This window comes from Monashia sp. NPDC004114, assembly GCF_053603855.1.
This window is the reverse complement of sequence record NZ_JBSGGK010000021.1, coordinates 1-23,912: the sequence shown is the minus strand read 5'-3', so window position 1 is coordinate 23,912 and position 23,912 is coordinate 1. Positions and strand designations below refer to the sequence as shown.

The 23,912-nt window shown below is 70.7% G+C and carries 21 protein-coding genes and 1 pseudogene; 12 read left to right on the top strand and 10 right to left on the bottom strand.

The features are described from left to right. Positions 1-22 precede the first annotated feature (22 nt). The gene (locus ACWEOW_RS21270; RefSeq protein ID WP_452271243.1) at positions 23-1,921 is read right to left on the bottom strand and encodes a potassium transporter Kup; all 1,899 of its coding nucleotides are present in this window, start codon (positions 1,919-1,921) and stop codon (positions 23-25) included. Positions 1,922-2,077: 156 nt separating this feature from the next. Next, positions 2,078-2,866: an SDR family NAD(P)-dependent oxidoreductase gene (locus tag ACWEOW_RS21265; RefSeq protein WP_452271242.1), complete on the bottom strand. Its 789-nt coding sequence runs from the start codon at positions 2,864-2,866 to the stop codon at positions 2,078-2,080. Between the two features lie 147 nt (positions 2,867-3,013). Here ACWEOW_RS21265 and ACWEOW_RS21260 point away from each other — a divergent pair, with 147 nt between their 5' ends. From ACWEOW_RS21260 to ACWEOW_RS21245, 4 genes are all read left to right on the top strand, one after another. After that, the gene (locus ACWEOW_RS21260) at positions 3,014-4,036 is read left to right on the top strand and encodes a sigma-70 family RNA polymerase sigma factor (protein WP_452271241.1); all 1,023 of its coding nucleotides are present in this window, start codon (positions 3,014-3,016) and stop codon (positions 4,034-4,036) included. A 132-nt stretch (positions 4,037-4,168) separates the two neighbouring features. Next, complete coding sequence (locus tag ACWEOW_RS21255) at positions 4,169-5,203, top strand: extracellular solute-binding protein (protein ID WP_452271240.1); 1,035 nt, start codon at positions 4,169-4,171, stop codon at positions 5,201-5,203. Further along, positions 5,204-6,814 carry an ABC transporter permease gene (locus ACWEOW_RS21250; RefSeq protein ID WP_452271239.1) on the top strand — a complete coding sequence of 537 codons (1,611 nt, stop codon included), beginning with the start codon at positions 5,204-5,206 and terminating at the stop codon, positions 6,812-6,814. It abuts the gene before it with no gap. Then, complete coding sequence (locus tag ACWEOW_RS21245) at positions 6,811-7,878, top strand: ABC transporter ATP-binding protein (protein ID WP_452271238.1); 1,068 nt, start codon at positions 6,811-6,813, stop codon at positions 7,876-7,878. Before ACWEOW_RS21250 ends, ACWEOW_RS21245 begins: the two co-directional genes overlap by 4 nt. A 999-nt stretch (positions 7,879-8,877) precedes the next feature. On the opposite strand, the gene folE is transcribed toward ACWEOW_RS21245, so the two are convergent. Beyond that, on the bottom strand, positions 8,878-9,621 hold the full coding sequence (gene folE / locus ACWEOW_RS21240) for a GTP cyclohydrolase I FolE (RefSeq protein ID WP_452271237.1): 744 nt from the start codon (positions 9,619-9,621) through the stop codon (positions 8,878-8,880). 114 nt (positions 9,622-9,735) lie between these two features. Here folE and ACWEOW_RS21235 point away from each other — a divergent pair, with 114 nt between their 5' ends. Together ACWEOW_RS21235 and ACWEOW_RS21230 are read left to right on the top strand one after the other, a co-directional pair. Next, on the top strand, positions 9,736-10,443 hold the full coding sequence (locus tag ACWEOW_RS21235) for a helix-turn-helix transcriptional regulator (protein WP_452271236.1): 708 nt from the start codon (positions 9,736-9,738) through the stop codon (positions 10,441-10,443). A gap of 173 nt (positions 10,444-10,616) precedes the next feature. After that, positions 10,617-11,090, top strand: coding sequence for a hypothetical protein (locus tag ACWEOW_RS21230; protein WP_452271235.1), 474 nt, complete (start codon positions 10,617-10,619; stop codon positions 11,088-11,090). Positions 11,091-11,166: 76 nt separating this feature from the next. On the opposite strand, the gene ACWEOW_RS21225 is transcribed toward ACWEOW_RS21230, so the two are convergent. Continuing rightward, entirely contained in the window at positions 11,167-11,388 is a 222-nt protein-coding gene (locus tag ACWEOW_RS21225) for a helix-turn-helix domain-containing protein (protein WP_452271234.1), read from the bottom strand. 583 nt (positions 11,389-11,971) lie between these two features. Between ACWEOW_RS21225 and ACWEOW_RS21220 the strand changes: the two genes are divergently transcribed. Further along, the gene (locus ACWEOW_RS21220) at positions 11,972-13,462 is read left to right on the top strand and encodes a hypothetical protein (protein WP_452271233.1); all 1,491 of its coding nucleotides are present in this window, start codon (positions 11,972-11,974) and stop codon (positions 13,460-13,462) included. Between the two features lie 31 nt (positions 13,463-13,493). Here the strand turns inward: ACWEOW_RS21220 and ACWEOW_RS21215 are convergent, their stop codons facing one another. The 3 genes from ACWEOW_RS21215 to ACWEOW_RS21205 are packed head-to-tail and all read right to left on the bottom strand — an operon-like array spanning position 13,494 to position 17,041. Beyond that, complete coding sequence (locus ACWEOW_RS21215; protein WP_452271232.1) at positions 13,494-15,113, bottom strand: acyl-CoA synthetase; 1,620 nt, start codon at positions 15,111-15,113, stop codon at positions 13,494-13,496. A gap of 3 nt (positions 15,114-15,116) precedes the next feature. Next, positions 15,117-16,244, bottom strand: coding sequence for a DUF5938 domain-containing protein (locus tag ACWEOW_RS21210; RefSeq protein WP_452271231.1), 1,128 nt, complete (start codon positions 16,242-16,244; stop codon positions 15,117-15,119). A 5-nt stretch (positions 16,245-16,249) separates the two neighbouring features. Further along, positions 16,250-17,041 (bottom strand): SDR family NAD(P)-dependent oxidoreductase, encoded by a 792-nt coding sequence (locus ACWEOW_RS21205; protein WP_452271230.1) that lies wholly within the window; start codon positions 17,039-17,041, stop codon positions 16,250-16,252. Positions 17,042-17,281: 240 nt separating this feature from the next. On the opposite strand from ACWEOW_RS21205, the gene ACWEOW_RS21200 reads away from it, so the two are divergent. From ACWEOW_RS21200 to ACWEOW_RS21190, 3 genes are all read left to right on the top strand, one after another. Next, on the top strand, positions 17,282-17,923 hold the full coding sequence (locus ACWEOW_RS21200; RefSeq protein ID WP_452271229.1) for a TetR/AcrR family transcriptional regulator: 642 nt from the start codon (positions 17,282-17,284) through the stop codon (positions 17,921-17,923). A gap of 276 nt (positions 17,924-18,199) precedes the next feature. Further along, positions 18,200-19,849, top strand: a complete 1,650-nt coding sequence (locus tag ACWEOW_RS21195; protein WP_452271228.1) for a leucyl aminopeptidase family protein — start codon at positions 18,200-18,202, stop codon at positions 19,847-19,849. Further along, positions 19,846-21,531: an AbgT family transporter gene (locus ACWEOW_RS21190; RefSeq protein ID WP_452271227.1), complete on the top strand. Its 1,686-nt coding sequence runs from the start codon at positions 19,846-19,848 to the stop codon at positions 21,529-21,531. Before ACWEOW_RS21195 ends, ACWEOW_RS21190 begins: the two co-directional genes overlap by 4 nt. A gap of 64 nt (positions 21,532-21,595) precedes the next feature. Here ACWEOW_RS21190 and ACWEOW_RS21185 read toward each other — a convergent pair whose 3' ends face one another. Beyond that, positions 21,596-22,099 carry a hypothetical protein gene (locus tag ACWEOW_RS21185; protein WP_452271226.1) on the bottom strand — a complete coding sequence of 168 codons (504 nt, stop codon included), beginning with the start codon at positions 22,097-22,099 and terminating at the stop codon, positions 21,596-21,598. A 121-nt stretch (positions 22,100-22,220) separates the two neighbouring features. Continuing rightward, the gene (locus ACWEOW_RS21180) at positions 22,221-22,769 is read right to left on the bottom strand and encodes a copper chaperone PCu(A)C (protein ID WP_452271225.1); all 549 of its coding nucleotides are present in this window, start codon (positions 22,767-22,769) and stop codon (positions 22,221-22,223) included. 184 nt (positions 22,770-22,953) lie between these two features. Here ACWEOW_RS21180 and ACWEOW_RS21175 point away from each other — a divergent pair, with 184 nt between their 5' ends. Further along, a complete protein-coding gene (locus tag ACWEOW_RS21175) occupies positions 22,954-23,337 on the top strand; it encodes an SHOCT domain-containing protein (RefSeq protein ID WP_452271224.1) in 384 nt (127 codons plus the stop codon). Positions 23,338-23,620: 283 nt separating this feature from the next. Beyond that, a complete protein-coding gene (locus ACWEOW_RS21170) occupies positions 23,621-23,776 on the top strand; it encodes a hypothetical protein (protein WP_452271297.1) in 156 nt (51 codons plus the stop codon). Positions 23,777-23,825: 49 nt separating this feature from the next. On the opposite strand, the pseudogene ACWEOW_RS21165 reads toward ACWEOW_RS21170, so the two are convergent. Continuing rightward, positions 23,826-23,912 (bottom strand): annotated as a pseudogene (locus ACWEOW_RS21165) (HNH endonuclease); the annotation flags it as partial.

Below are 23,912 nucleotides of genomic sequence, written 5' to 3'. Positions count from 1 at the left end.
CAAAGGTGGATGTGGTGGAGGGCTAGATGATGACGGTCGCGCCCATGGCGACCGTGCGTCCCTCGGGCAGCCGGAAGTACTCCGTCGGCGACGCGGCATTGTGCGCGAGGCCGAGGAAGAGCCGCTTGCGCCAGGCGGGCATCTCGCGACCAGGCCCGCGCTGCAAGGTGATCCGCGAAAGGAAGTAGTACGCCGTGTCGGGGTCGACGGCGAAGATCTCGAGGTCGCGCGCCACCGCCAGCGCGCGCGGGATGTCCTGGTCCTCCTGGAAGCCGTACCGCAGGGTGAGGTGGGTGATCGCGTCGTACGGGTCGCCGAGATGGTCGAGCACGACCCGTTCGTCGTCGGCGACGAATGGCACGTTCTCCGACGTCGTGCTCACGACGAGCACCGTCTCGTGGATGACATGGTTGAAGGTCGCGTTCTCCCGCAGCGCGAGCGGCGTCGAATGCTTGTCCGGATGGAGGAAGACGGCAGTGCCCGGCACCTTGCCCACGGGGTCTCCGTGCAGCCAGTCGACGAACGCGTCGAGCGAGCCCTCCATGGCAGCCCGACGCTCGGTCACGAGCACGCGACCCCGCTGCCAGGTGAGCATGATGGTGGCCACGATGACCGCGATGAGCAGCGGCAGCCAGCCCCCGGTGAACACCTTGGTCAGGTTCGCGGCGAAGTAGGTCAGCTCGAGGGCCGCGAGCGGCACGCCGAGCAGCAGCAGGCGACCGCGGTTCCAGTGCCACGCCGACTGTGCGTAGATGAGGAACAGGGTGGTGGTGATGAGGAACGTCCCCGTCACCGCCAGCCCGTATGCGGTCGCGAGACGTTCGGACGACCGGAACACGACGAGCAGCACCATGACTCCGACATAGAGCGTCCAGTTGACGGCCGGGACGTAGATCTGTCCGCGCTCGTCGGGGGAGGTATGCCGCACCGTGAGCCGGGGCAGGTAGCCCAGGCGCTCGGCCTGGCGTGAGACCGAGTACGCCCCCGAGATCACGGCCTGGGACGCGATGACGGTCGCGATGGTGGACAGGATCACGAGCGGGAAGCCGAGCGCGTCGGGCGCCAGGTGGAAGAAGGGGCTCTCGGCGGCCTTGGGGTCCTTGAGGATGAGGGCGCCCTGGCCGAGGTAGTTCAGCGTGAGTGCGGGGAACACGACGATGAACCAGGCACGCCGGATCGGAGCCCGTCCGAAGTGGCCCATGTCGGCATACAGCGCCTCGGCGCCGGTGATCGACAGGACGACCGCGCCCATCGCGACGAACGCGATGCCCGGGTGCTCGCCGACGAACAGCACGGCATAGTGCGGCGACAGGCCTCCCAGGATCGCCGGGTCGCGCACGACCTCGGCGCCACCCATGACCGCCAGCACGACGAACCACACAGCCATGACCGGCCCGAAGAACTTGCCGACCAGGTGCGTGCCGAAGCGCTGCCCGGCGAACAGCAGCGTGATGATCGCGGCGCCGATCGGCACGACAAGGTGCACCAGCGACGGCGTGGAGACCGACAGGCCCTCGATCGCGGACATCACCGAGATCGCAGGCGTGATGACGCTGTCGCCGTAGAAGAGTGACGCGCCGAGGACGCCGAGCAGCATGACCAGCCCGAACCGCTTGCCGCCCGGGCGGACCGCGGTGCGGGCCAGCGCCGCGAGCGCCATGACGCCGCCCTCGCCGTCGTTGTCGGCCCGCAGGATGAACACGACGTACTTCACCGACACGACCAGGGTGATCGACCAGAACACCAGCGAGATGACGCCGTACACGTCACCCGGGGTCGTGGCGACCATGTTGTGGTCGATGGAGAAGACGGTCTGCAGGGCATAGAGGGGGCTGGTGCCGATGTCGCCGAAGACGACGCCCAGTGCGCCGAGGGCCAGCGGGGCCCAGCCCGCGGCGGTCCTGCCATGACTGTCGCTCACGACGGCAATCCTTGCAGGCGCCGCTGGCGCTGGTCGGGTCTCTGCCGGCCGCCGCGGCGTTAAGTCTGCGTCAAGATCGCGCGACCTGGCCCTCTCCTGGTCGAGTGAGCGCCCCGTCCCACCCCGTGAGCACGGCGCCAGCGCCCTGGGGCGCTGTCAGTCCGTGTAGGCCCCGGCGCTGAGGTTGACCACCGTGCCGGTCATGGCGCCCGCCCCGTCGGAGGCGACGAATGCCGCGGTGTCGGCCAGCTCCGCGAGGGTCGGCAGCCGCCGCAGCAGCGTGCCCTGCTCGAGACGCCCGCGGAACTCGGCGGGAGTCATGCCGGCAGCCGGTCCGGCCGTCGCGAAGTTCGCCTCGATGACCGGGGTCTCGGGGATCGCGTTGGACCGAAGGCAGACCACCCGAACGCCGGACGGCCCCACCTCGAGAGCGAGCGAGCGCGTGAACGCCTCCACCGCTGCCCAGCCTGACGCCGACGCACCGATCCGGGCGACCGGCAGCCGGCCGGGCAGGGCCGTCAGCGTCACGACCACTCCGGAGCCGCGGGCACTCATGCGCCGGGCCGCGGCCGTCGCGGTGATGAAGTTGGCGCGCGTGTAGAAGGTGATCGGCCGCAGGTACTCCTCGACGGTCAGGTCGACGAACGCCGTCCTCTCGGGCGCGGGCCCAGGACCGATCGCGTTGAACGAGATGTCCAGCCCTCCCGTGCGCTCGACCACGGTGTCCAGGTGCCCCTCGACGGCCTCCGGGTCGAGCGCATCGACGTGCGCCGTCTCGGCGAGGCCTCCCGTGTCGCGGATCTCCTTGGCCAGCGCGTCGACCCGGGCCAGGTCGCGCCCGGTCAGGAACACCTGCGCGCCCTCACGGGCAAAGGCCCGGGCCACGGCACCGCCGATGGCACCGGTCGCGGCATACACCACGGCGGTCTTGTTCTCGAGCAGCATGTCGTCCTCCTCGAACGTGTCGGGTTTGTGCTCGTCATCAGTGCAGACAGCCGCGCGCGGGCGAACTGGGCGCCTCGGGACCGCCCAGTTCGGGGGCCGTGCGGTGTCGATACTGGGTGGACGACCGGTTCGACGAAGGGACGTGAGGTGAGCGTGGGGACGACGACCGACCTCATCGCCAGGGCGCAGTCAGGCGACGCGGGAGCCTTCCAGGAGCTGACCGAGCCGCACCGCCGGGAGCTGCTGGTGCACTGCTACCGCATGCTTGGCTCGCTCCAGGACGCCGAAGACGCCCTCCAGGACGCCATGCTCGCGGCGTGGCGCGGTCTGCCCGCGTTCGAGGGCCGGTCCTCCGTCCGCACCTGGCTCTACCGGATCGCCACCAACCGCTGCCTCAACGCGCGCCGGTCGGCCGGTCGGCGACCCCCGAAGGAGTGGAACATTCCCGATGTCGAACCACCCGAGCCCACGGGGCTCGGTGAGATCCTCTGGCTCGAGCCGTATCCCGACACGCTGCTCGAGGGGGTCGCGCTCGAGCAGGGCATGGCCGGCCCGGAGGCGCGGTACGAGCAGGCCGAGGCCATCTCGCTCGCCTTCGTGACGGCGCTACAGGTGCTTCCCGCCCGGCAGCGGGCAGTGCTCGTCCTGCGTGAGGTGCTCGGCTACCACGCCGACGAGGTGGCCGCCATGCTCGACACGACCGTCGAGTCGGTCACCAGCGCCCTGAAGCGGGCGCGAGCCACCCTGCAGCGACGTACGCCGTCCCCCGACGACCGCGAGCCGCCGCCCGCACCCGACTCGCCGGTGGAGCGGGCGCTCGTCGAGCGGTTCGTGCGCGCCTTCGAGTCCGCCGACCTCGACGCGCTGGTCGCCCTGCTCAGCGAGGACGTGCACGTGTCGATGCCGCCGATCCCGCTGGAGTACACCGGCCGCGAGGCCGTCCGGCGCTTCGTCGCCGCGATCCTGCGCCCGGGACGGAGGTTCGACCTCGTGCCGACACGGGCGAACGGCCAGCCGGCGTTCGGGATGTACCTGCGCACCCCGGACGGGATGCGCCACGGGACGGGCATGCTCGTCCTCACGGGGTCGGGCGACCGGATCTGTGCGATGACGAGGTTCGAGAACAGCGTGCTGCCATGGTTCGGCCTGCCCCGGTCGCTACCCGAGTGAGGGCCTCGCGCGCACGGACCGTTGCGCATGTCGGAACGCGATTTCGCGTTGGGACGCGGGCTGCCTAAGGTAAGGCATACCTAATGCACCTCGGCCAGAGGTGTCGCCGACCTCGAGCCGCAGGAGTACCCCGTGCCGCGCCGCCCCTCCGTCCTTGCCGCCGTGGCCGCGGTAGCCGCCGCCGGCCTCGCGCTCGCCGGGTGCGGCAGCAGCCTCGAGGCCACCGGCGACCTCGACGCGTCCAAGCTGACGATCTACAGCGCCCAGCACAAGAACCTCACCGAGGACTGGGCCAAGGCGTTCCAGGACAAGACCGGCGTCCAGGTGCAGATCCGCTACGGCAACGACTCCTCGATGGGCGCCCAGCTGGTGCAGGAGGGCGCCGGTTCGCCCGCCGACGTGTTCCTCACCGAGAACTCCCCGGCGATGACGACCGTGCAGAACGCCGGCCTGCTCGCCACGGTCGACCCGGCCACGATCGCGCAGGTGGGGGAGCAGTACGTCCCGTCCTCGCACGCATGGGCCGGCATCGCCGCCCGCTCGACCGTGCTCGTCTACAACCCGACCAAGATCTCCGAGGCCCAGCTGCCGAAGTCGCTCATGGACCTCGCCAAGCCGGAGTATGCCGGCACGTGGGGTGCCGCCGCCGGTGGCGCGGACTTCCAGGCCATCGTCTCGGCCGTGCTCGCGACCAAGGGCGAGCAGGAGACGACCGCCTGGCTCGACGCCCTCAAGTCGGGCGCGAAGATCTACCAGAACAACATCGCGGCGATGAAGGCCGTCAACGCCGGCCAGTCGCCGATGGCCGTCATCTACCACTACTACTGGTACCGCGACCAGGCCCTCGACAAGGAGAGCAGCGGCAACACCAAGCTGCACTACTTCAAGAACGAGGACCCCGGCGCCTTCGTCAGCCTCTCCGGGGGCGGCGTCCTCAAGTCGAGCAAGCACGCGGCCGACGCCCAGAAGTTCCTCGCCTTCGTGACCGGCAAGGACGGCCAGCAGCTGCTCGCCTCCAGCGACGCGATGGAGTATGCCGTGGGCACGGGGGTCGCGTCCGACCCGGCCCTGCCGCCGCTGGACTCGCTCCAGGCGCCGAAGATCGACCCGTTCACCCTCAACGGGCCCAAGGTCATCGAGCTCATGACGGACTCAGGGATCCTCTAGGTGACCATCGCGCCGTCGGGCACCCGCCCCGCCCTGCCATCGGAGCCACAGTCGGCCCCGGTGGCGACGGCATACGCGGACCGTCCGCGGCGACGCCGCTCGACGCCGCTCGCGCTGCGGCTCGCGGCGCTCGCAGTCGCCCTGCTGACCGCGATGCCGGTCGTCGTCGTGGTGCTCAAGGCGCTCGAGTCCGGCCCGTCGCAGGCCCTCGCGCTCATCTGGCGCCCACGCGTGGCCGAGCTGCTCGGCAACACGGTCTCGCTCGTCGTGCTCACCGTCGTCGTCACCACGGTGCTGGGGGTCGGCGCGGCCTGGCTCGTCGAACGGACCACCCTGCCGTGGGCCGGCTTCTGGAGGGTCGCGCTCGTCGCGCCCTTGGCCGTGCCGGCGTTCGTCAACAGCTTCGTGTGGGCCGATCTGGTGCCGGGTCTCGAAGGGCTCACGGGCGCGGTCCTCGTGACGTCCCTGTCCTACTTCCCGTTCGTCTTCCTTCCGGTCGCGGCGGTGCTGCGCTCCCTCGACCAGGGGCTCGAGGAGGCCGCCCGGGCCCTTGGCCTCGGGCCGTGGCGCACCTTCGCGCGGGTGAGCCTCGCGCAGGTCCGCCCCGCCCTGCTCGGCGGCATGCTCCTCGTCGGCCTGCACCTGCTCGCGGAGTACGGCGCGCTCGAGATGCTCCGCTTCCCGACCTTCACGACCGCGATCCTCGACCAGTTCGAGGTGGCCTTCGACAACCGCTCGGGCAGTGTCCTGGCGGTGATGCTCATCGGCCTCGCCGTCACCCTGCTCACTCTCGAGCTCCTGGCCCGAGGACGCAGACGGCACGCCCGCGTCGGCACGGGCGCCGGCCGGCGGCCCACTCCGGCGCGCCTCGGCCGGGCGACGCCGCTCGGGCTCCTCGGCGTCGGTGGCCTCACGGTCCTGGCCCTCGGCGTGCCCGCCTGGAGCATCGCCCGCGGGCTGCTCAAGGCGGACCAGGCCATGGAGCCGACCAGCCTGCTGCCGACGCTCTGGGGCACGGTCCGCCTCGCCCTGCTCGCGGCGCTCGTCACGACGGTCGCGACGTTCCCCGCCGCATGGCTGCTGGCCCGCAGCCGCTCGTGGTTCGCCGTCCTCGTCGAGCGCGTCACCTACGTCGCGGCGTCGCTGCCGGGTGTGGTGGTCGCGCTCGCGCTGATCACGCTGACGATCGGGTTCGCGCGCCCGCTGTACCAGACCACGGCCGTGCTCGTGACGGCATACGTCATCCTCTTCATCCCACGCGCCATGGTGTCGACCCGAGCGGCCGTCGCGCAGACCCCGCCAGAGCTGGCTGATGCCGCCCGCGCGCTCGGCGACCGCCCGATCCGGGCGTTCCTGCGGGTCCAGCTGCCGCTCACGCTGCGCGGCACGCTGGCCGGTTTCGCTCTCGTGTTCATCGCGGTGACGACCGAGCTGACCGCCACGCTGCTGCTCGCGCCCACGGGCACCGAGACGCTCGCCACCGCCTTCTGGGACGCGAGCGCCACGCTCGACTACGCCGCCGCGGCACCGTATGCCGCCGCGCTCGTGCTGCTGTCCGCGCCCCTCACCTACCTGTTGCTCCACAGCAAGAACGAGGAACCACTGACGTGAAGACGCTGCACCTGCGCGGGGTCACCGCGTCGCACCATGGCAACCGGGTCCTGCACGGGATCGACCTCGAGGTGCCCGCGGGGACCACGACCGCCGTCCTCGGGCCTTCCGGCTGTGGCAAGACCACGCTCCTTCGGGTCGTTGCCGGCTTCCTTGCTCCCGACGGCGGCGAGGTCCGTCTCGGCGACGACCTCGTGGCCGCACCCGGCGTCTGGGTGGCGCCGGAGAAGCGCGGCCTCGGCTACGTCGCGCAGGAGGGCAACCTCTTCCCGCACCTCGACGTCGCCGCCAACATCACGTACGGCCTGCCGCGCCGGGAGCGTCGAGCCCGCGAGCGCGTCGGCGAGCTTCTCGAGCTCGTCGGGCTCTCTGGCGACCTCGGCGCCCGCCGGCCCGACCAGCTCTCCGGCGGGCAGCAGCAGCGGGTCGCGCTCGCGCGTGCACTCGCCCGCCGCCCCCGGATCGTGCTGCTCGACGAGCCGTTCTCGGCGCTCGACCCCGAGCTGCGCGTGGCCACGCGCGAGGCGGTCGCCGCCGCCCTGGCCCACGAGCAGGCCACCGTCGTGCTCGTCACGCACGACCAGGCCGAGGCACTGTCCTTCGCCGACCAGGTCGCGATCATGCACGAAGGTCGGTTCACGCAGGTCGGCGCGCCGGCTGAGGTCTACCGGGCGCCGATGGACCGGCGCTCGGCCGCGTCGCTCGGCGAGGCGTGCTTCTTGCCCGGACAGGTGCGCGACGGCGTGGTGCTGTGTGCTCTCGGCGCACTGCCCGCGGGTGGTCTGGAGGGCTTCTCCGGCGCCTGCGAGGTGATGGTCCGACCGGAGCAGCTCCGGCTCGCAGACCCGTCGTCGATGGGTGGCGCCTGTGTCGGCGAGGTCACCAAGGCCTCCTTCTACGGCCACGACGCGCTCGTCGAGCTGCGCATCGAGACCGGCGCGGTGGCACCGATGACGCTGTGGGCGCGAACGTTCGGGGGGACCGTCCCGGGTGTCGGCACGAGGGTGTCCGTCACGGTCGACGGCGAGCCGCACGTCCTCCCGGTGGCCGCGCCGGTCGCCTGAGCCCGCGCTCGCACCGGCCCGAGTGAGCCCGCGCTCGCACGCCCGATCCCGTCGAGTGGCCGCCGCGTCACACCGCCCGGTCCCGTGCTGTGAGCGTGCCTGCTCGCGGGTCCCCTGACCGATCCCGTCGAGTGGCCACCCCGTCACACCGCCCGGTCCCGTGCCGTGAGCGTGCCTGCCCGCACGACGCCTGACTGATCCGCTCGAGTGGCCGCCGCGTCACACCGCCCGGTCCCGTGCCGTGAGCGTGCCTGCCCGCACGACGCCTGACCGATCCCGTCGAGTGGCCGCCGCGTCACACCGCCCGGTCCCGTGCCGTGAGCGTGCCTGCCCGCACGACGCCTGACCGATCCCGTCGAGTGGCCACCCCGTCACACCGCCCGGTCCCGTGCCGTGAGCCTGCCGCCCCGCGGGACCCCAGACCGATCCCGTCGAGTGGCCACCCCGTCACACCGCCCGGTCCCGTGCCGTGAGCGTGCCTGCCCGCACGACGCCTGACCGATCCGCTCGAGTGGCCACCCCGTCACACCCGCCCGTCGGTCGGGTCGGCGGTCAGGTCGTCGATGTGGTCGTCATGGCAGCCCTGCTGCGACCTGACACGCGATTTGAGTGGAGCCGGGCCGCGTGTGCGGTGAGGGGTGGGGCGGGGTGGCCACTCGACTGTGGGGTGAGGCCCTTGCTCGGGCTGAGCGGGTCGCGCTCGCGCCAGCCCGAGTGGGCCCGCGCTCGCACGCCCGGTCCCGTGCCGTGAGCGGGCCTGCCCGCACGACGCCTGACCGATCCGCTCGAGTGGCCACCCCGTCACACCCGCCCATAGGTCGGGTCGGCGGTCAGGTCGTCGATGTGGTCGTCATGGCAGCCCCTGCTGCGACCTGACACGCGATTTGAGTGGAGCCGGGCCGCGTGCGCGCTGAGGGGTGGGGCGGGGTGGCCACTCGACTGTGGGGTTCGCCCGCTTGCTCGGCCTGAGCGGGTCGCGCTCGCACCGGGAGAGCGCGGTCAGGCGCCCAGGCCGGTCAGGGCGAAGAACTCCTGCCGCGAGCGCGGGTCGTCGCGAAGGACGCCGAGCATCGTTGAGGTCACCGTGTTGGAGCCGCGCGCCTGGACGCCGCGCAGGGTCATGCACGTGTGCTCGGCCTCGATGACGACTCCGACGCCCTGCGGGAGAAGCTGCTGCTCGAGCCAGTCGGCGACCTGCTTGGTCAGCCGCTCCTGCACCTGTGGCCGTGAGGCGAAGTGCTCCACGATGCGAGCGAGCTTGGAGAGCCCGAGGATGCGCTCGCCCGGAAGGTATCCGACGTGCGCGACCCCGACGAAGGGCAGCAGGTGGTGCTCGCACACCGAACGCAGCGGGATGTCTCGCGCCATGACGAGCTCGTCGTACCCCTCGTCGTTGGGGAACGTCGTCAGATCGAACGGACGCGGGGAGAACAGCTCTGCGTACGCCCGCGCCATCCGGGCGGGGGTCTCCCGCAGGCTCTCGGAGTCGAGAGGCACCCCGAGCGCCGTGAGGAAGTCGGCGGCCGCCGCGGTGGCAGCCGGGACGTCCACCCCCTCGGCTTCGTGGACCACCCGAAGGGCCGGCTGCCTGGCCGGTGTCGGCGCTGCGGGTGCCGGCACCATCGCCGACGCGGTGGCAGACCCACCTCCGCGCGACCTGCTGCCTGCGTTCGTGCTCATCGTCATCACGACCTCCACGACCTCTGGGTCCCAGCCGGAATCCGGGACTCGGGTGACATCCACTCTCGAATTTAACTAAACAATCTTGGTCATAATCCCCCGCTCCGGTCAAGCCTAGGCGCGTCCACCGACAGTGGCAGCTTTGAGGCCATGCTCGCTGGCGATATCGTGGACATCGTGGCGATCGAACCGACGATCAGCGCGGTCGCAGCCCTGGACGACGACCTCCGCCGCGGCATGTACGAGTTCATCCGGACCGCACGCCGCCCGGTGACTCGCGACGAGGCCGCGGCCGTCGTCGGCATCTCCCGCAAGCTCGCTGCCTTCCATCTCGACAAGCTCGTCGACATCGGCCTGCTGCGCGCCGACTTCGCGCCCGCCGAGGGCCGCCGCCGGGTCGGGCGAGCGCCCAAGGTCTACGAGGCCACCGAGACCGACATCCGGGTCAGCATCCCGGAGCGCCGTCACGGCCTGCTCGCCGAGATCCTGCTCGAGGCGGTGCTTGCCGAGGACGACACGCAGGACGCCCGCGACGCGGCCTCCCGGGTGGCCCGTGAGCGTGGCCACGACCTCGGCGCGCAGGAACGTGCGCGGACCAGGCCCGGCCGGATCGGCGCGGAGCGTGCCCTGACCATGGCCGAGCGGATCCTCGCGAGCGAGGGGTTCGAGCCGGAGCGCGAGGAGCCGGCGTGTCTGCGGCTGCGCAACTGCCCCTTCCACCCGCTGGCGAGCCGGGCACCAGAGTTCGTCTGCGGGATCAACCATGCGTTCGTCTCGGGTGTGCTCTCCGGGCTCGAGGCGGCGCGGGTCAGCGCCGAGCTCGTCCCGCGCAGTGGCGAGTGCTGTGTCGAGCTGCGGGCGAGGGGCGAAGAGGTCGCTGGCTAGGTGGGTATCTCACTGTCGAGGCGAGCGGAAATGAACGAAATCGCGCCCGTCAGGTCGTCATGAACTGGCGCCGCCCGTCTAACAGGGGAAGCAAACAGGGTCACGACCCGGAGGTGTGCGATGAACGTGAATGACGCCGAGCGCCCGTCGGCTGCGACCGGGGCGGTGCGGTCATGACGCGGCTGTGGCACATCTCGTCCCGGGGCAAGAATGCCGCCGGGCTCGACCGGGAGGTTGCCCGCGCGACAGGCCAGGGCGCCACTGAGCTCGGCCCTGAAGTCCCCACGGGAGACACCCCCGAGGTTGCCGCCGGAGACGCCGCCGGAGACGCCGCGAGGGGTGATCGGCCGGCGGAGAGCGCCATCGTCGTGACCGTGGTGCCCGGGTTCAACAGCCCCGCACCCAACGTCTGGATCCGCAACGACGGCGGCAGCGAGGTCACCGACCTGGTCGTCACGCACGCGCCGACGTCGGGCGAGCCCGCGGCCCTCGACGCTCCCTCGCACCGGCTGCTGCCCGGCGAGGCATGCGTCGTCGCGCTCGGCGAGGGCGCGGACGGCGAGGTGCGCGTCGCGGGTAGCGCGCGTCGCGAGGGCGCTGAGCCGGTGGCGGTAGAGGCGGCTGCCACAGTCCCGCGGACGGCGTGATCTCCAAGGTCGCACCGGCACCTGCCTCGGGAGCGCCGCATCAGGCGAGGTGACCCCCAAGCCCAACCAACCCGGCTCACGGCGCGTGGTTGTCGCCGAACCCGGGCAGGTCGCCGAGCCGGAACCTGCGGCGGCCGCTCGGGATCGTGACCGACGCCAGCCTGCCCTCGCGCGCCCACCGGAGCAGTGTCGAGCGGCTCACGTGGATGAGGTTCGCGGCCTCCTGAGGGGTCAGCAGCCGGTCCGGGGACGCGTGCGCGTCGGCCGGCGTGTGCCGCGTCGCCTCCGGAGGTGGCACTTCGGGTCGCGTGTGCCGCGCTTTCGGTTCCGTTGCCGGCGCGCCGGGTCCCGTATGCCGTTCCTCGGGCTCCCGCTGCCGCGCGCCGGGTTCCGTATGCCGTTCCTCCGGCTCCCGCTGCCGCGCGTCGGTGTCGGGGCGCCGAACCTCCGGGGTCGGTCGCCTCGGTCCGCTCCCGGGTGGCCGCGTCATGTGCAGACCCGGGCACCCGCGCCGGGCGGGGTCTCGGCGGTCAGCGGCATACGGCGGTCCTTCGTGAGCGCACCTGCGGGTCGGGGGAGACGCTGGGGTGGCCCAGCGGGGTCGGACACCCATGAGCCACTACCTCGTAGACGCACGAGCGGGCCGGTCATGGCGCGGGTCGGCATGGCGAGAGCCTTCCCAGCAAACACACCGAGCACCGGTCAGGTGCGACGGCCACTTCCGTCGGACCTGCCGCCTGCTCGGTGTGTTGCGGTCTGCAGCGCCGTGGCCGCGAGTTCCATCCGAAGTCGCTGGGCAAACACCCGTGGCAGGACGAATGTCCGGCCTCGGCGCGTAGCGTCGGATGGTCCGATCGTCGACCCAGATGGAGACCGCTCGCTTGACGGCCGAGAGCCTCGTCCAGACATCCCCGTGGCACGTTCGGCTGCGGGGTGGTGGCCTGCCACGCACGGGCCCGCCGCGCTGGGTCGTCGTCGTCGCGGTGCTCGTCATCGCCCTGATCGTCACCGGCGTCTGGGAGCAGGCGGTCGCGCCGTTCATCCGGCGCGACGACTGGCCATATCTGCTCCCGTCGCACACCCCGGATGCCGGCAGTGTCCTGTCCAAGGACCTGCACGAGGGGCGGTGGCTGAACACCCTCTGGTGGAAGGTCATCGGCCAGCACAGCACTCCGCTCTCGGCGTCGTTGACGTACGTCGCGGCATACCTCGGTTTCGTCGTCGGGTTCTGGCGGATCCTGCACCTGGTCATGCCACGGCTGCACTGGGCGGTCGACGCGCTGCTCGGGTTCACGATCTTCGTGTCCGCGCTGTGGGTCCAGCTGTTCTACTGGCCCGGCACGCTCACGCCGTCCGTCATCGTCGCGGCCGTCGGGGTCTGGACGCTCCCGCTCCTGGCTGGGACCCGGGTTCGGCTGGGGCTCTGGCTGGTCGTCGGCACCGTCGCGGCGATGCTGACCTACCCGCCGGTGGGAGTCGTCCTGTTCCTCGCCGCGATCGTGCAGCTGGGGGTACGACGCTGGCGCGACCTGGGCCTGCTCGCGGTCGGCTATCTCGTCGGGTTCGCCCTCGGCGTCCTCGTGATCGACCTTCTGAACGGGTTCGTCTTCGGGCACTTCGGCATCGAGATCGCCGCGTGGCGGCGACCGAACCCGTTGCGCAGCTTCTCGGCCCTGAGGGTCAACGTCACGCGCTACGCGCACGAGTTCATCCGCCTTGTCAGCGGGGTGTGGCCGGCGGTGGTGGTCGGCGTCGTCACCGTCGTCCTCGGCTGGCTGGACGAGGCGGTGCGGCCCCGCCTGGTTCGAGTGCTCTTCGGGATCGCCGTCGTCATCGGCCTCGACGTCGCCCAGACCCTCGTCACCGGCGTGGTCACGGACACCCGGGGCGAGCTCTGGGCCTGGCTCGCCGTCCTGCTGCCGACGGCCCTGCTCCTCATCGGGTCCCGGAGGTCGCGCATCGCCGGCATCGTCGGCCTGGCCGCGCTCGCCGTCACCGGGGTCGTCATCTGGCGCGCCGACCTCGGCGGCCACCTCCAGACGCGGAGGCAGTATGACGCCATCGTCGCCCTTGCGACCCAGCCGCGTTCCGACGGCACCGTCCCCCAGGTGATCCTGTACCAGCCGCCCAAGGAGAAGGCGTCCAACGCTGGCGGGATCATGGCGGGCACGATGCAGATGATGCTGCGGCAACAGCTCGGCGGGCACGTGCCGCGATGGTGCAAGCCGGCCGAGTGCAGCCAGATCGCACGCCTTGCCCCCCGGCCGGGCGTCACGGCTCCCAGCGAGTCACCGGACGAGGCACACCGGTGGATGGTCGACCTCGGCTCGGTCCGGGCCGTGGTGATCCCACCGCATCCGGCCTGGATCTGACCGCTCTCGACGCAGCAGGACCCGACAAGACTCAGAGGGTGCTGGTGAGGGTGGACTTGATCTCGGTCTTCAGGACCTTGCCCACCTTGGAGCGAGGCAGGTCGGACCACACGTGGACCGCCTTGGGCGCCTTGACCGAGCCGATCCGGTCCTTGACGAACGCGATCAGCTCCGGCTCCTGCACCGAGCGGCCCGGCAGCACCTGGACGACGGCCTCGACGCGCTCGCCCCACTTGTCGTCGGGCAGCCCGACCACGGCGCACTCCTGGACGTCGGGGTGCTGCATCAGAGCCTGTTCGACCTCGGTGGAGTACACGTTGAAGCCGCCCGTGATGATCATGTCCTTGGCCCGGTCGACGATGTGCAGGAAGCCTTCGTCGTCGAGGAAGCCGATGTCGCCGGTGTGGTGCCATCCGAACCGGGACGCCTCGGCCGTCGCGTCCGGGTTCTTGTAGTAGCCCGGCATGACGAGCGAGGAGCGCACGACGATCTCACCGCGCTCGCCGGCCGCCACCAGCCCGCCGACCGGGTCCATCACTGCAACCGTGACGAGCGGTGCCGGACGGCCTGCGGACGACAGGCGCTCGACCGCGATCGAGCCGTCCGCCCGGAAGTGGTCCTTGGGCGGCATCATCGAGACCATCATCGGCGCCTCGGTCTGGCCGAAGAGCTGGGCCATGACCGGGCCGATCCGGTGTAGAGCCTCCTCGAGCCGGCTCACCGACATCGGCGCCGCGCCGTACCAGAAGCACTGGAGAGACGAGAGGTCCGTCGTGTCGAGCGCCTCGTGCCCCAGCACCATGTAGATGAGGGTCGGGGGCAGGAACGTGTGCGTCACCCGGTGCCGCTCGACGAGGCGCAGGAAGCCGCCGACGTCCGGCGCGCGCATGATGACGATCTCGCCGCCGTGGCACAGGATCGGAAAGCAGAGCACGCCGGCCGCGTGGGTCAGCGGCGCCAGCGCGAGGTACACCGGTCGTCCCTCGAACGGGTAGCCCATCAGGGTCAGCGCCGTCATCGTCTCGAGGTTGGTGCCCGTGAGCATGACGCCCTTGGGCCGGCCGGTCGTCCCGCCGGTCCCGACGATCATCGCCAGATCCGCAACGGCGGGGAGGTCCGGTCCCTCCACGATGACCGGACCTTCCCCGCCGCGCGTCTCGTCCTGGCCGGCGGGAGCCGGGGGGATCGGGGTGAGAGCACCACCCCCGCCGGCCAGGAACTCTGTCCAGGTGACCGCGCCGGCGACGTCGGTGGAGACGTCGCCGTCGAGGCACACCCAGGTGTGCACCTTCGGCAGCTCGTCGCGGATGCGCGCGACGAGACCTGCGAAAGACTTCTGGAAGACGAGCACCGAGCAGTCCGACAGGTCGAGCAGCTCGCGGTTCTCCATCGCCTCGTTGCGCGGGTTGATCGGGCACCACACGGCGCCCGCGCGGCTGATCCCGAAGACGCACGAGAACGCGACGGGGTCGTTCGCGGACAGGATCGCCACCTTGTCGCCGGGCCGCACGCCACGCCCGGCCAGCGCAGCGGCCACACGGAACGACAAGGCGCGGACGGCGGCATACGTCATCGACTGCCCGTCGGTGGTCAGGCACGGCGCATCGGCGCCGAGCGAGGCACCCTTGTCGAGGTAGTCGACGATCCGCACGGCTCAGCGCTCGATGGTGAGGACCGGCTCCATGACGAGCCCGAACGAGCGGAGCACGCCGAGCAGCTCGCGGTGACCGAAGGCCTGGCATGCAGAGGCGAAGCCGGCGCGGCGCGGCGGCTGCTGGAGAAGGGAGTATGCGGCATACGCCTGGAGGGCGCCGGTCTGCTTGTAGTTCTGGTTGCCGTGGATGACGCAGTGTGCGCGCCCGAGCGGGCCCGAGGCGTGGACCGAGTCGAGCGACTTGTTGAGCCGAGGGTTCTCGCGGGGCGGCATCTGGTTCATGACCTGCTCCGCGGTGGCCTTGAGGGCGGTGTACTTCGCGTCCGGGTCGAGGTCCTTGGTGGCCTCGAGCGCCGCGGCGACGATCTGCGGAACGCCGAGCATGAGCGGCTTGTTGAAGACACCGCCGAGGACGCGGACGTTCGCCACGCGCGGATCGCGGCGGAACCACACCGGGTGCGAGGTGCCACCCCACGGGAGGGCGAGGGCGAGCTCGTGCTGGCCGGGGATGGCCAGCTGGTAGAGCCCGGCGTCGGGGTCCCACTCCTGGTAGGCGTTCTGCTCCAGGTAGTACGCCTTGGACATCGCGGCGTTGACGAGGATCGTCTGCGTCGAGGCGATCGTCGGGCTGCCGCCCCAGAAGACGGCGATGTCGAGCGTGTCGAGGCCGGGTGTCTCGAGGCACAGCTGCGCGGCGATCTCGCCGGTGGTGTACATCTGCGCAACGCCCGGGGCGAGCAGCAGCCCGGCCGCGGCGAAGTCGGCGCCGTACTTCTCGTCGCACCGGATCAGCCAGTCCTGCTCGCCGGTGGTGTCGAGGTAGTGCACGCCGGCCGCGAGGCAGGCCTCGACGACCTCGGGGCCGAACCGCGCGAACGGGCCGACCGTGTTGCAGACGACCGAGGCGCCGCGGAACAGCTCGGTCAGCGCCTCGACCGAGTGCTCGACCGTCTGGATCTCGAAGTTCGCCGTCTCGATGCCGGCGACGTTCTGCGACATCGCCTCGTTGAGCTTGTCCTTGTCCCGGCCGGCCGCGACGAACGGGACGTTGAACTCGCGGAGGTACTCGCAGATGAGACGGCCGGTGTAGCCGGAGGCGCCGTAGACGATGACGGGCTTGTCGGTCATCGTCATCACATCCCCATGCCGCCGTCGACGGGGAGCCCGACGCCGGTGATGAACTTCGCCGCGTCAGAGGCGAGGAACACCACGGCATCGGCCATGTCGTCGACCTGGCCGAGACGCCCGGCCGGGGTCAGCCCGACGACCGCCTCGACGGCCGCCTCGGGCGAGGGGAAGAGCCCGAGCTCGGCGCAGTCGTTGGCCAGGCCCGCGCCCATCGCCGTGGGGACGAGCCCGGGGTAGATGCAGTTGACTCGGACGCCGTACCCGAGCTTGCCCGACTCCATCGCGGCGACCCGGGTGAGGCGGTCGACGGCCGACTTCGTCGCCGAGTAGACCGCGATGCCGGGGAAGGCGATCGTCGCGGCGACCGATGCGACGTTGACGATCGCGCCGCCCTTGCCGGCTGCGCCGCCCGGGCGCATCGCACGCAGGCCGTGCTTGATGCCGAGGGTCGTGCCGAGGATGTTGACGTCGAGCATGCGCCGGATGTCGGCCGGGTCGACCTCGGAGATGAGGCTGGTGATCTCGATGCCGGCGTTGTTGACGACGACGTCGAGGCCGCCGAGCTGCTCGACCGTCTCGGTGACCGCCCGCTCCCAGTCGTCCTCGGCGGTGACGTCGAGCTTGACGAACCCGTGCTCCTCGCCGAGCTCCTTCGCGACCTGCTCTCCGGAGTCCTGGACGTCGGCGAGCATGACGCGCGCCCCGGCCGCGGCGAGGGCGGCGGCCATGCCCTCTCCGAGCCCTTGGGCGGCTCCGGTGACGAGGGCCACTCGTCCGGTGAGGTCGATCGAGGTCATGGCGGGCTCCTTTGCCGGCACTGGTTTGAGGCTTGGGCCGCGAACCCCCGTCGGGTCGCGGTTGGCAGCAGGCTCCTCCCGCTTCTGGACACTTGTCAAGAGTTTCCTTGACACTTGACCAAACTCTCTATGACACTCGTCAAGACACAACCCCGGATAGAGTGCAAGGCACCCCGCTGACCGAGATATGCCGGACGAGCGGGCCGACGCGGCACCCGAGACGAAGGCGGTGAGCCCGACATGACGCCAGCCAGCCAGGTCGTCGTGCCCGCGGCCGACCGCTTCGAGAGGGCCCGGGTCGACAAGTTCGAGTCGCGCCGGGCCGAGCTCGCCGACGCCACCCTGGCCACGCTGGGAGAGCTCGGCTTTGCCCGGACCAGCCTGCGCGAGATCGCGCAGAAGACTGACTTCTCGCACGGCGTCCTGCACTACTACTTTCGCGACAAGATCGAGCTGATCACCTTCTGCGTGCGCCGCTACAAGGAGCACTGCGTCACGCGCTACGACGAGATCGTCGCCGAGTCACCCGACGCGCCGGCTCTCGCGCAGGCCTTCGCCGACGCGCTCGTCGGCACCATGCTCGAGGACACCGCGATGCACCGGCTCTGGTACGACCTGCGCGTCCAGGCGATGTTCGAGGAGGGCCTGCTCTCGACGGTCATCGACCTGGACCGCCAGCTCGAGGAGATGATCTGGCGGGTCGTGTCACGTCACGCCGAGCTCGCCGGCAGCGAGGTCGCGATGACCCCCGCCGGGGCGTATGCCGTGTTCGACGGGGTTTTCGAGAATGCCCTCCACCGGCATCTGGCCGGTGACACCACGGCCCCGCATCGCCTGCGCCGCGACGCCGTCTTCGTCCTCGAGCGCATGATGGACGCCTGACCCCGGACCGCCCTCCCGATTCGAGGTATTCCCGGTTCGAGGTATCTCGTCGTGCCATCTCACGCGCCATGTCGCGACTCCATACCTCGACCCGGAGGCCTTGGCGAGCGATGCGGCAAGGCCTGCGCGGCACGGGGGTGACACCCCCACGAAGGGCGGACCTTCCGGCATTCCTGGTCACCTCGGACCGGTGTGCTCACCCCGCCTGGGTGAGTCGCCGTGCTCGGAGAGGTCGGCATGCTCGTGAGCGGAACTCTTGGAAGGAGGGGGGCTCCCGTGAGCACTCCAGCGGCACGCGCCATCGACCCCATCCCGTCCGCCCGCGGCACCGCCTCGATCTCGACCGCGGCCCAGCTGCCACCGCCCGAGCACGCCGGGGCGGTGGCCATCCCGCTCGCGAAGGGCGGTGAGCCGCCGCCGGAGCTCGGCCTCAGCGGTGCTGCGTTGCGCGCCGCCGGGTTCGAAGGCAAGCGGGGTCAGACCCTTGTCGTGCCGTCGTCGGACGGGCACGTGTTCGTCGCGGTCGGGATCGGCGTCGGCGAGAAGGTGGACACGGCGATGGTGCGTGACCTCGCAGGCGAGTTCGCTCGCGCCGTACCGCACCAGAAGCGCCTCGCCGTGAGCCTTCCCGCGACCGGAACCGCCCTGAGCCCAGCGGAGTTCGCCGAGGCCGTGACCGAGGGTGTCGTGCTTGCGCGCTGGCGCTTCCTCATCGGCAAGGGCGCTGACGAGTCGACACTCGACTCGCTCGTCATCGTCGCTCCGGCCGAGTCTGCGCAGCAGGTGCAGGAGGGCCTCGAGCGGGGCCGTGTCCTGGCCGCGGCGGCCAGCCTGGGCCGCGACCTCGCGAACTGCCCCGCCGCGATCCTCACTGCGACGAGAATGGCCGAGGTCGCCCAGGAGATCGGGCCGCGGTCCGGTCTCGAGGTCGAGGTGTTCGACAGGCAGCAGCTCATCGAGATGGGCTGCGGTGGCCTGCTCGGGGTCAACCTCGGCAGCGTCGAGGAGCCGCGCATGGTCCGCCTCCGCTACGCGCCGGACGCTCCGACCGGGCACCTCGCGCTCGTCGGCAAGGGCATCATGTACGACTCCGGCGGCATCAGCCTCAAACCGAGCGACGAGTCCCACGCCCAGATGAAGAACGACATGACGGGTGCGGCCACCGTGCTGGCCTCGATGACCGCGCTCAATGCCCTCGGCTGCACGACCGAGGTGACCGGCTATCTCATGTGCACGGACAACATGCCCTCCGGCTCGGCGATGAAGCTCGGGGACGTCCTCACCATGCGCAACGGCAAGACCGTCGAGGTGCTCAACACCGACGCCGAGGGCCGCCTCGTCATGGCGGACGCTCTGGCGCTCGCGGTCGAGCAGGGCGTCGACGCGATCGTCGACATCTCGACGCTGACCGGTGCGTGCCTGCGAGCCCTCGGGGTCGACATGGCGGGCGTGATGGGCAACAGCGTCGAGATCGTCGAGCAGGTCAGGCGGGCGGGCGCTGTGACCGACGAGCCGGTCTGGGAGTTCCCGCTGCATCGGCCCTACCGGTCCCAGCTCGACTCCGTCGTAGCCGACTTCACCAACATGGGCGGACCCAACGCCGGTCAGATCACGGCCGCGCTGTTCCTCGCCGAGTTCGTCGGCGACCGGCCCTGGGCGCACCTCGATATCGCGGGGACGGCGCAGCTGCCGGCCCCACGCGCCTGGCGCAACAAGGGCGCGACCGGGTTCGGCACCCGGTTGCTCATCGCGCTCGCGCTCGGCTTCGTGCCGCCCCCGCCGCTGGAGAGCGCGGATGAGATGGACGCCGATGGCGACGCCGGTGCCGGGGACGACTCCGGTGCCGGGGACGACGCCGGTGCCGATGGCGACGCCGGTCGCGGTGAGGATCCAGGCGCGGCGACGGCCCCGGAGCCGCAGCCATGAGCACCGTCGCCGAGTCGCCGTCGAACGGCAGCCCGGAGGCTGAAGAGAAGCCGGGCGGGGCACAGCGCTTCCTCGACGCGATCGAGCGGCTCGGCAACCGGGTCCCGCACCCGGCACTGATCTTCCTCGGGCTCATCATCGGCGTGATCGTGCTCTCGCACATCCTGTACCTGACCGGGGCGAGCGTGACGGCCGATGTCGCCGAGCCCGGCAGCCTGCCGGCGGTGCCCGACTACGAGGGCGGCACGGTCAACCCGGGCTACCCGCATCCGCCCGTCGGCCCGATCCCTGACTACGAGCTTCAGCGCGAGACCATCACCGCCAACAGCCTGCTCACTGGCGATGGCATCCGGTTCATCTTCACGACCGCCGTGCAGAACTTCAACGACTTCGGCGTCGTTGCCGTCATCCTCGTCGCGATGATCGGTGTCGGCGTGGCCGAAGAGGCCGGGCTCATGGGAGCCATGATCCGCAAGATGGTCAAGGTGGCTCCGGCGGGCCTCATCACGTTCATCATCGTGCTGCTCGGTGGCCTGTCGAGCGTCGCCTCCGACGCCGGCTATCTCGTCCTCATCCCGCTCGGTGCGGCGGCGTTCGTCTCGCTCGGGCGGCATCCGCTCGCCGGGATCGCCGCAGCGTATGCCGGTGTCAGCGCTGCCTTCTTCGTCAACATCCTCATCACACCGGCCGACGGCATCATCACCGAGGTCACCAACGAGACCCTCGGGCTCGTGGCGCCCCACGTGAGCCTCAACGTGACGCACAACCTGTTCTTCTCGATCGGATCGACGATCTTCTGCGCCGTCGTCATCACGTGGATCACCGAGCGCCTGCTCGAGCCGCGCCTCGGCAAGTGGGACCCCGGCGAGGCCCCCGAGGACGCACCGAAGGAGCACGTCGCGAACGACGAGGAGATGAGCCTCGAGGCCCGCGGGCTGCGGATGTCGCTCTACTGGCTGCTCGGTGCCGCGCTCGTCATCGCCCTGCTGACCGTCCTGCCGAACGCGCCGTTGCGCAACCCCGACACCGGGGAGATCTTCGGCACCTCGCCGTTCATGAGCAGCCTGCTGTTCATCATCTCGATCCTCTTCCTCGCCGCCGGCCTCGGCTACGGGCGCGGCGCGAAGACGCTGCTCGGCAGCACGAACGTCATCAACGCGATCGTCAAGACGTTCAGCGGCCTGGGCGGGCTGATCTTCCTCATGCTGCTCATCGCCCAGTTCATCGCGTACTTCAACTACTCCAACATGAGCCGGCTCGCCGCGACCTGGCTGGCCGACCTCCTGGAGCGGGCCAACGTCGGGGCCTTGCCGCTGCTCATCGGGTTCGTGATCCTCGTCGCGGTGATCGACCTGATCATGCCCGGCGTCATCCCGAAATGGGCAATCCTCGCGCCGATCTTCATCCCGCTCTTCTACCAGCTCGGCATCGCCCCGCAGACGGTCATCGCGGCATACCGCGTCGGCGACGGCCCGATGAACGTCATCACACCGCTCATGGTGTACCTGCCGTTCATCGTGCTCGTCTGCCAGCGCTACCGTCGCAAGGCAGGCATGGGCACGGTGGTGTCGATGATGATCCCCTACACCGGAATCGTCCTCGTGACCTGGCTGCTCTTCTACGTCCTCTGGTACGTGCTCGGAATCCCTTGGGGCCCAGATGCCCCCGTCCATCTGGGCTGACACGGACAGCCGGCTCACCCGAACTCGGGGGATCGAGTGAGCCGGCGCCGGGTCAGGCTCGGAGTCAGCGGCTGTCGCGCTTGGCCTGGCGGCGAGCCCCGGCGGCCTGCGACGATGCGTCGCGCTTCGTCCCGCCTGTGGTCTTCGTGGCCCGTCGGCGCGTCGAGGGGATGGATGCCTTCGTGGCGGCGACCGCCGCGGTGTCCGGCCCGGTGCCCGCCTTGGCAGCTGCCGCCGCGGCGAGGCGTTCCTGCTTGAGCTCGCTGGCCGCCGCCTTGGCGACGACTCCGATCCGCGCGCTGACTCGTGCCAGTGCGAGCTCGAACACCTCGGCGCGCTCGGCGTTGGTGCGGTTGGCCGGCCGGGCGAACCCCCGCGCGCCCTTGGCCGCCACCAGCGCGGCCCCCTGGCGCCGATAGAGCCCGACATGCTTGTTGCGCGCGCGCCGGATGCGGGCGTGCAGGTCGAGCAGGTCGTCCTCCGACAGCGAGGCCATCCGGTCTGGCTCGGTCTCGCGCACGAGGTCGGCCTGCCCTGTGGTGAGTGATCCGATGGCGATCGCAGCCATGGCCGGTCCTTTCGTTCGTCGGGTATGCCGCTCTGCGGGCGGCCCGTCTGCCGCTGGGTATGCCGTGTGGCGCGTCAGGTGGTGCCGCGTCCCGATGGCGCCGGGTGGCGTCGTCGGCAGCTCAGGAGGTGGTCGGGGACGGCGGCGAGACAGTGGGCAGGCCGAAGCCGTCGATGAACACGTTGACGGTGACCGACCCGGCCTTCTCGAAGGTGAACGTCACCGGCAGCAGCCGTCCGGCCTGCGCGGTGATCTTCAGCTCGACCATCTCGAGGTGCAGGCCGCCGGCATACTGCAGCGACACGGCGATCTCTCCGGGGATGTCGACGGCTACGGGTTGCTCCGGCCCGCTCGTGCCCTGCCGCTGGACCACCCTGGTTGCGTAGACGCTCGAGACACTGACGAGCTTGTCGGGGGTGTCCCCGTCGTTCGCGATCGTGGTGAAGAGGCCGACATTCGAGCCCGCGATGGACTTTCGCTCGGCGGCAGTGTCGATCCGGGTGCCGAGCAGGCGGATGTTGCCGACCTGGGCGTTGATGCTGTTCTCCCGGATCGGGTTCGTGATCCGGGCCTGCTGGACGGTCGCAGGGCTCGGTCGCTCACACGCAGCGATCCCCACCCCGAGCAGCGGCGCGAGGAATGCGACGGCGAGGGCACGGCGAGTCGTCATGGATCGACGGTAGGACCGGTCGCGAGCTGCCGTGTCGCCCATCGTGGGTGATGTGGCGGGCGGGCGCACGACACATGCTGACGGCATACGCGAAAAGCGGTCGCGCGAAGGTGCGTTTGTACGAGAATCAGCGTGCTCGACCTCTCGCGTTGCCGCGTTTCCCCTCACTACCACGGGAGCACCTATGAATAGTTTCTGGGATTGGTTCTGGCTGCTGGTCTGGACCTTCGTCTTCGTGATGTACCTGATGGTCCTGTTCCAGATCCTGACGGACCTGTTCCGCGACAAGGATGTGAACGGCTGGGTCAAGGCCCTGTGGGTCATCGGCTTGATCGTCTTCCCGTTCCTCGTTGCGCTGATCTACCTCATCGTCCGGGGCCGCGGCATGGCGGAGCGGCAGATGAAGGACTACGAGGCTGCCCGCCAGTCGACCGAGTCGTACATCAAGTCGGTCGCCCAGGAGTCAAAGACGCCCGCCGACCAGATCGCGGCGGCGAAGTCGCTGCTGGACTCGGGTGCGATCACGCAGGCCGAGTTCGACCAGCTCAAGGCCAAGGCGCTCGCCTGACGCGAGCTGCCGTCCGGTGCTGAGGCGTCCGGCCCGTCCCGTGCTCACGGGCGGGCCGGCCGCCTTTTCTCGTGTGCTGGTGCCGGTGCACGTCGACGTGCGGGATGCCGACCACCGCTGGCCCCACCGATCAATCATGTGGGTCAGGGTGGTTGGCGACCAACCCCGCCGCCGGCACCGAGCCTGGCACTCACCGTTGCACCGACCCCGGTGCCGGGGTCGGTCCGGGTCCCTGTCCTGGTCGCGGTGGCGGCTGGCGGCGGGCGATCCCGTGCTGCCGGCGGTGCCGCCGATCGTGCTGCCGGCGGTGGTGATTGCGGTGCTGCCGATCGTGCCGCCGATCGTGGTGCCGGCGGTGCTGCCGGCGGTGGTGATTGCGGTGGTGATTGCTGTGGTGATTGCTGTGGTGATTGCGGTGGTGGGGGTCGGTGCCAGGTGACTTCCCAGGGGGTGACTTCGGCGTCCAGGCCCAGCTCGTGGACCCGGGTGTGGTGCCGTCCGCACAGCAGCGCCCCGTTGCCCAGGTCGGTGGGCCCGCCGGTGGACCAGGGCTGGACGTGGTGCGCCTCGCACCA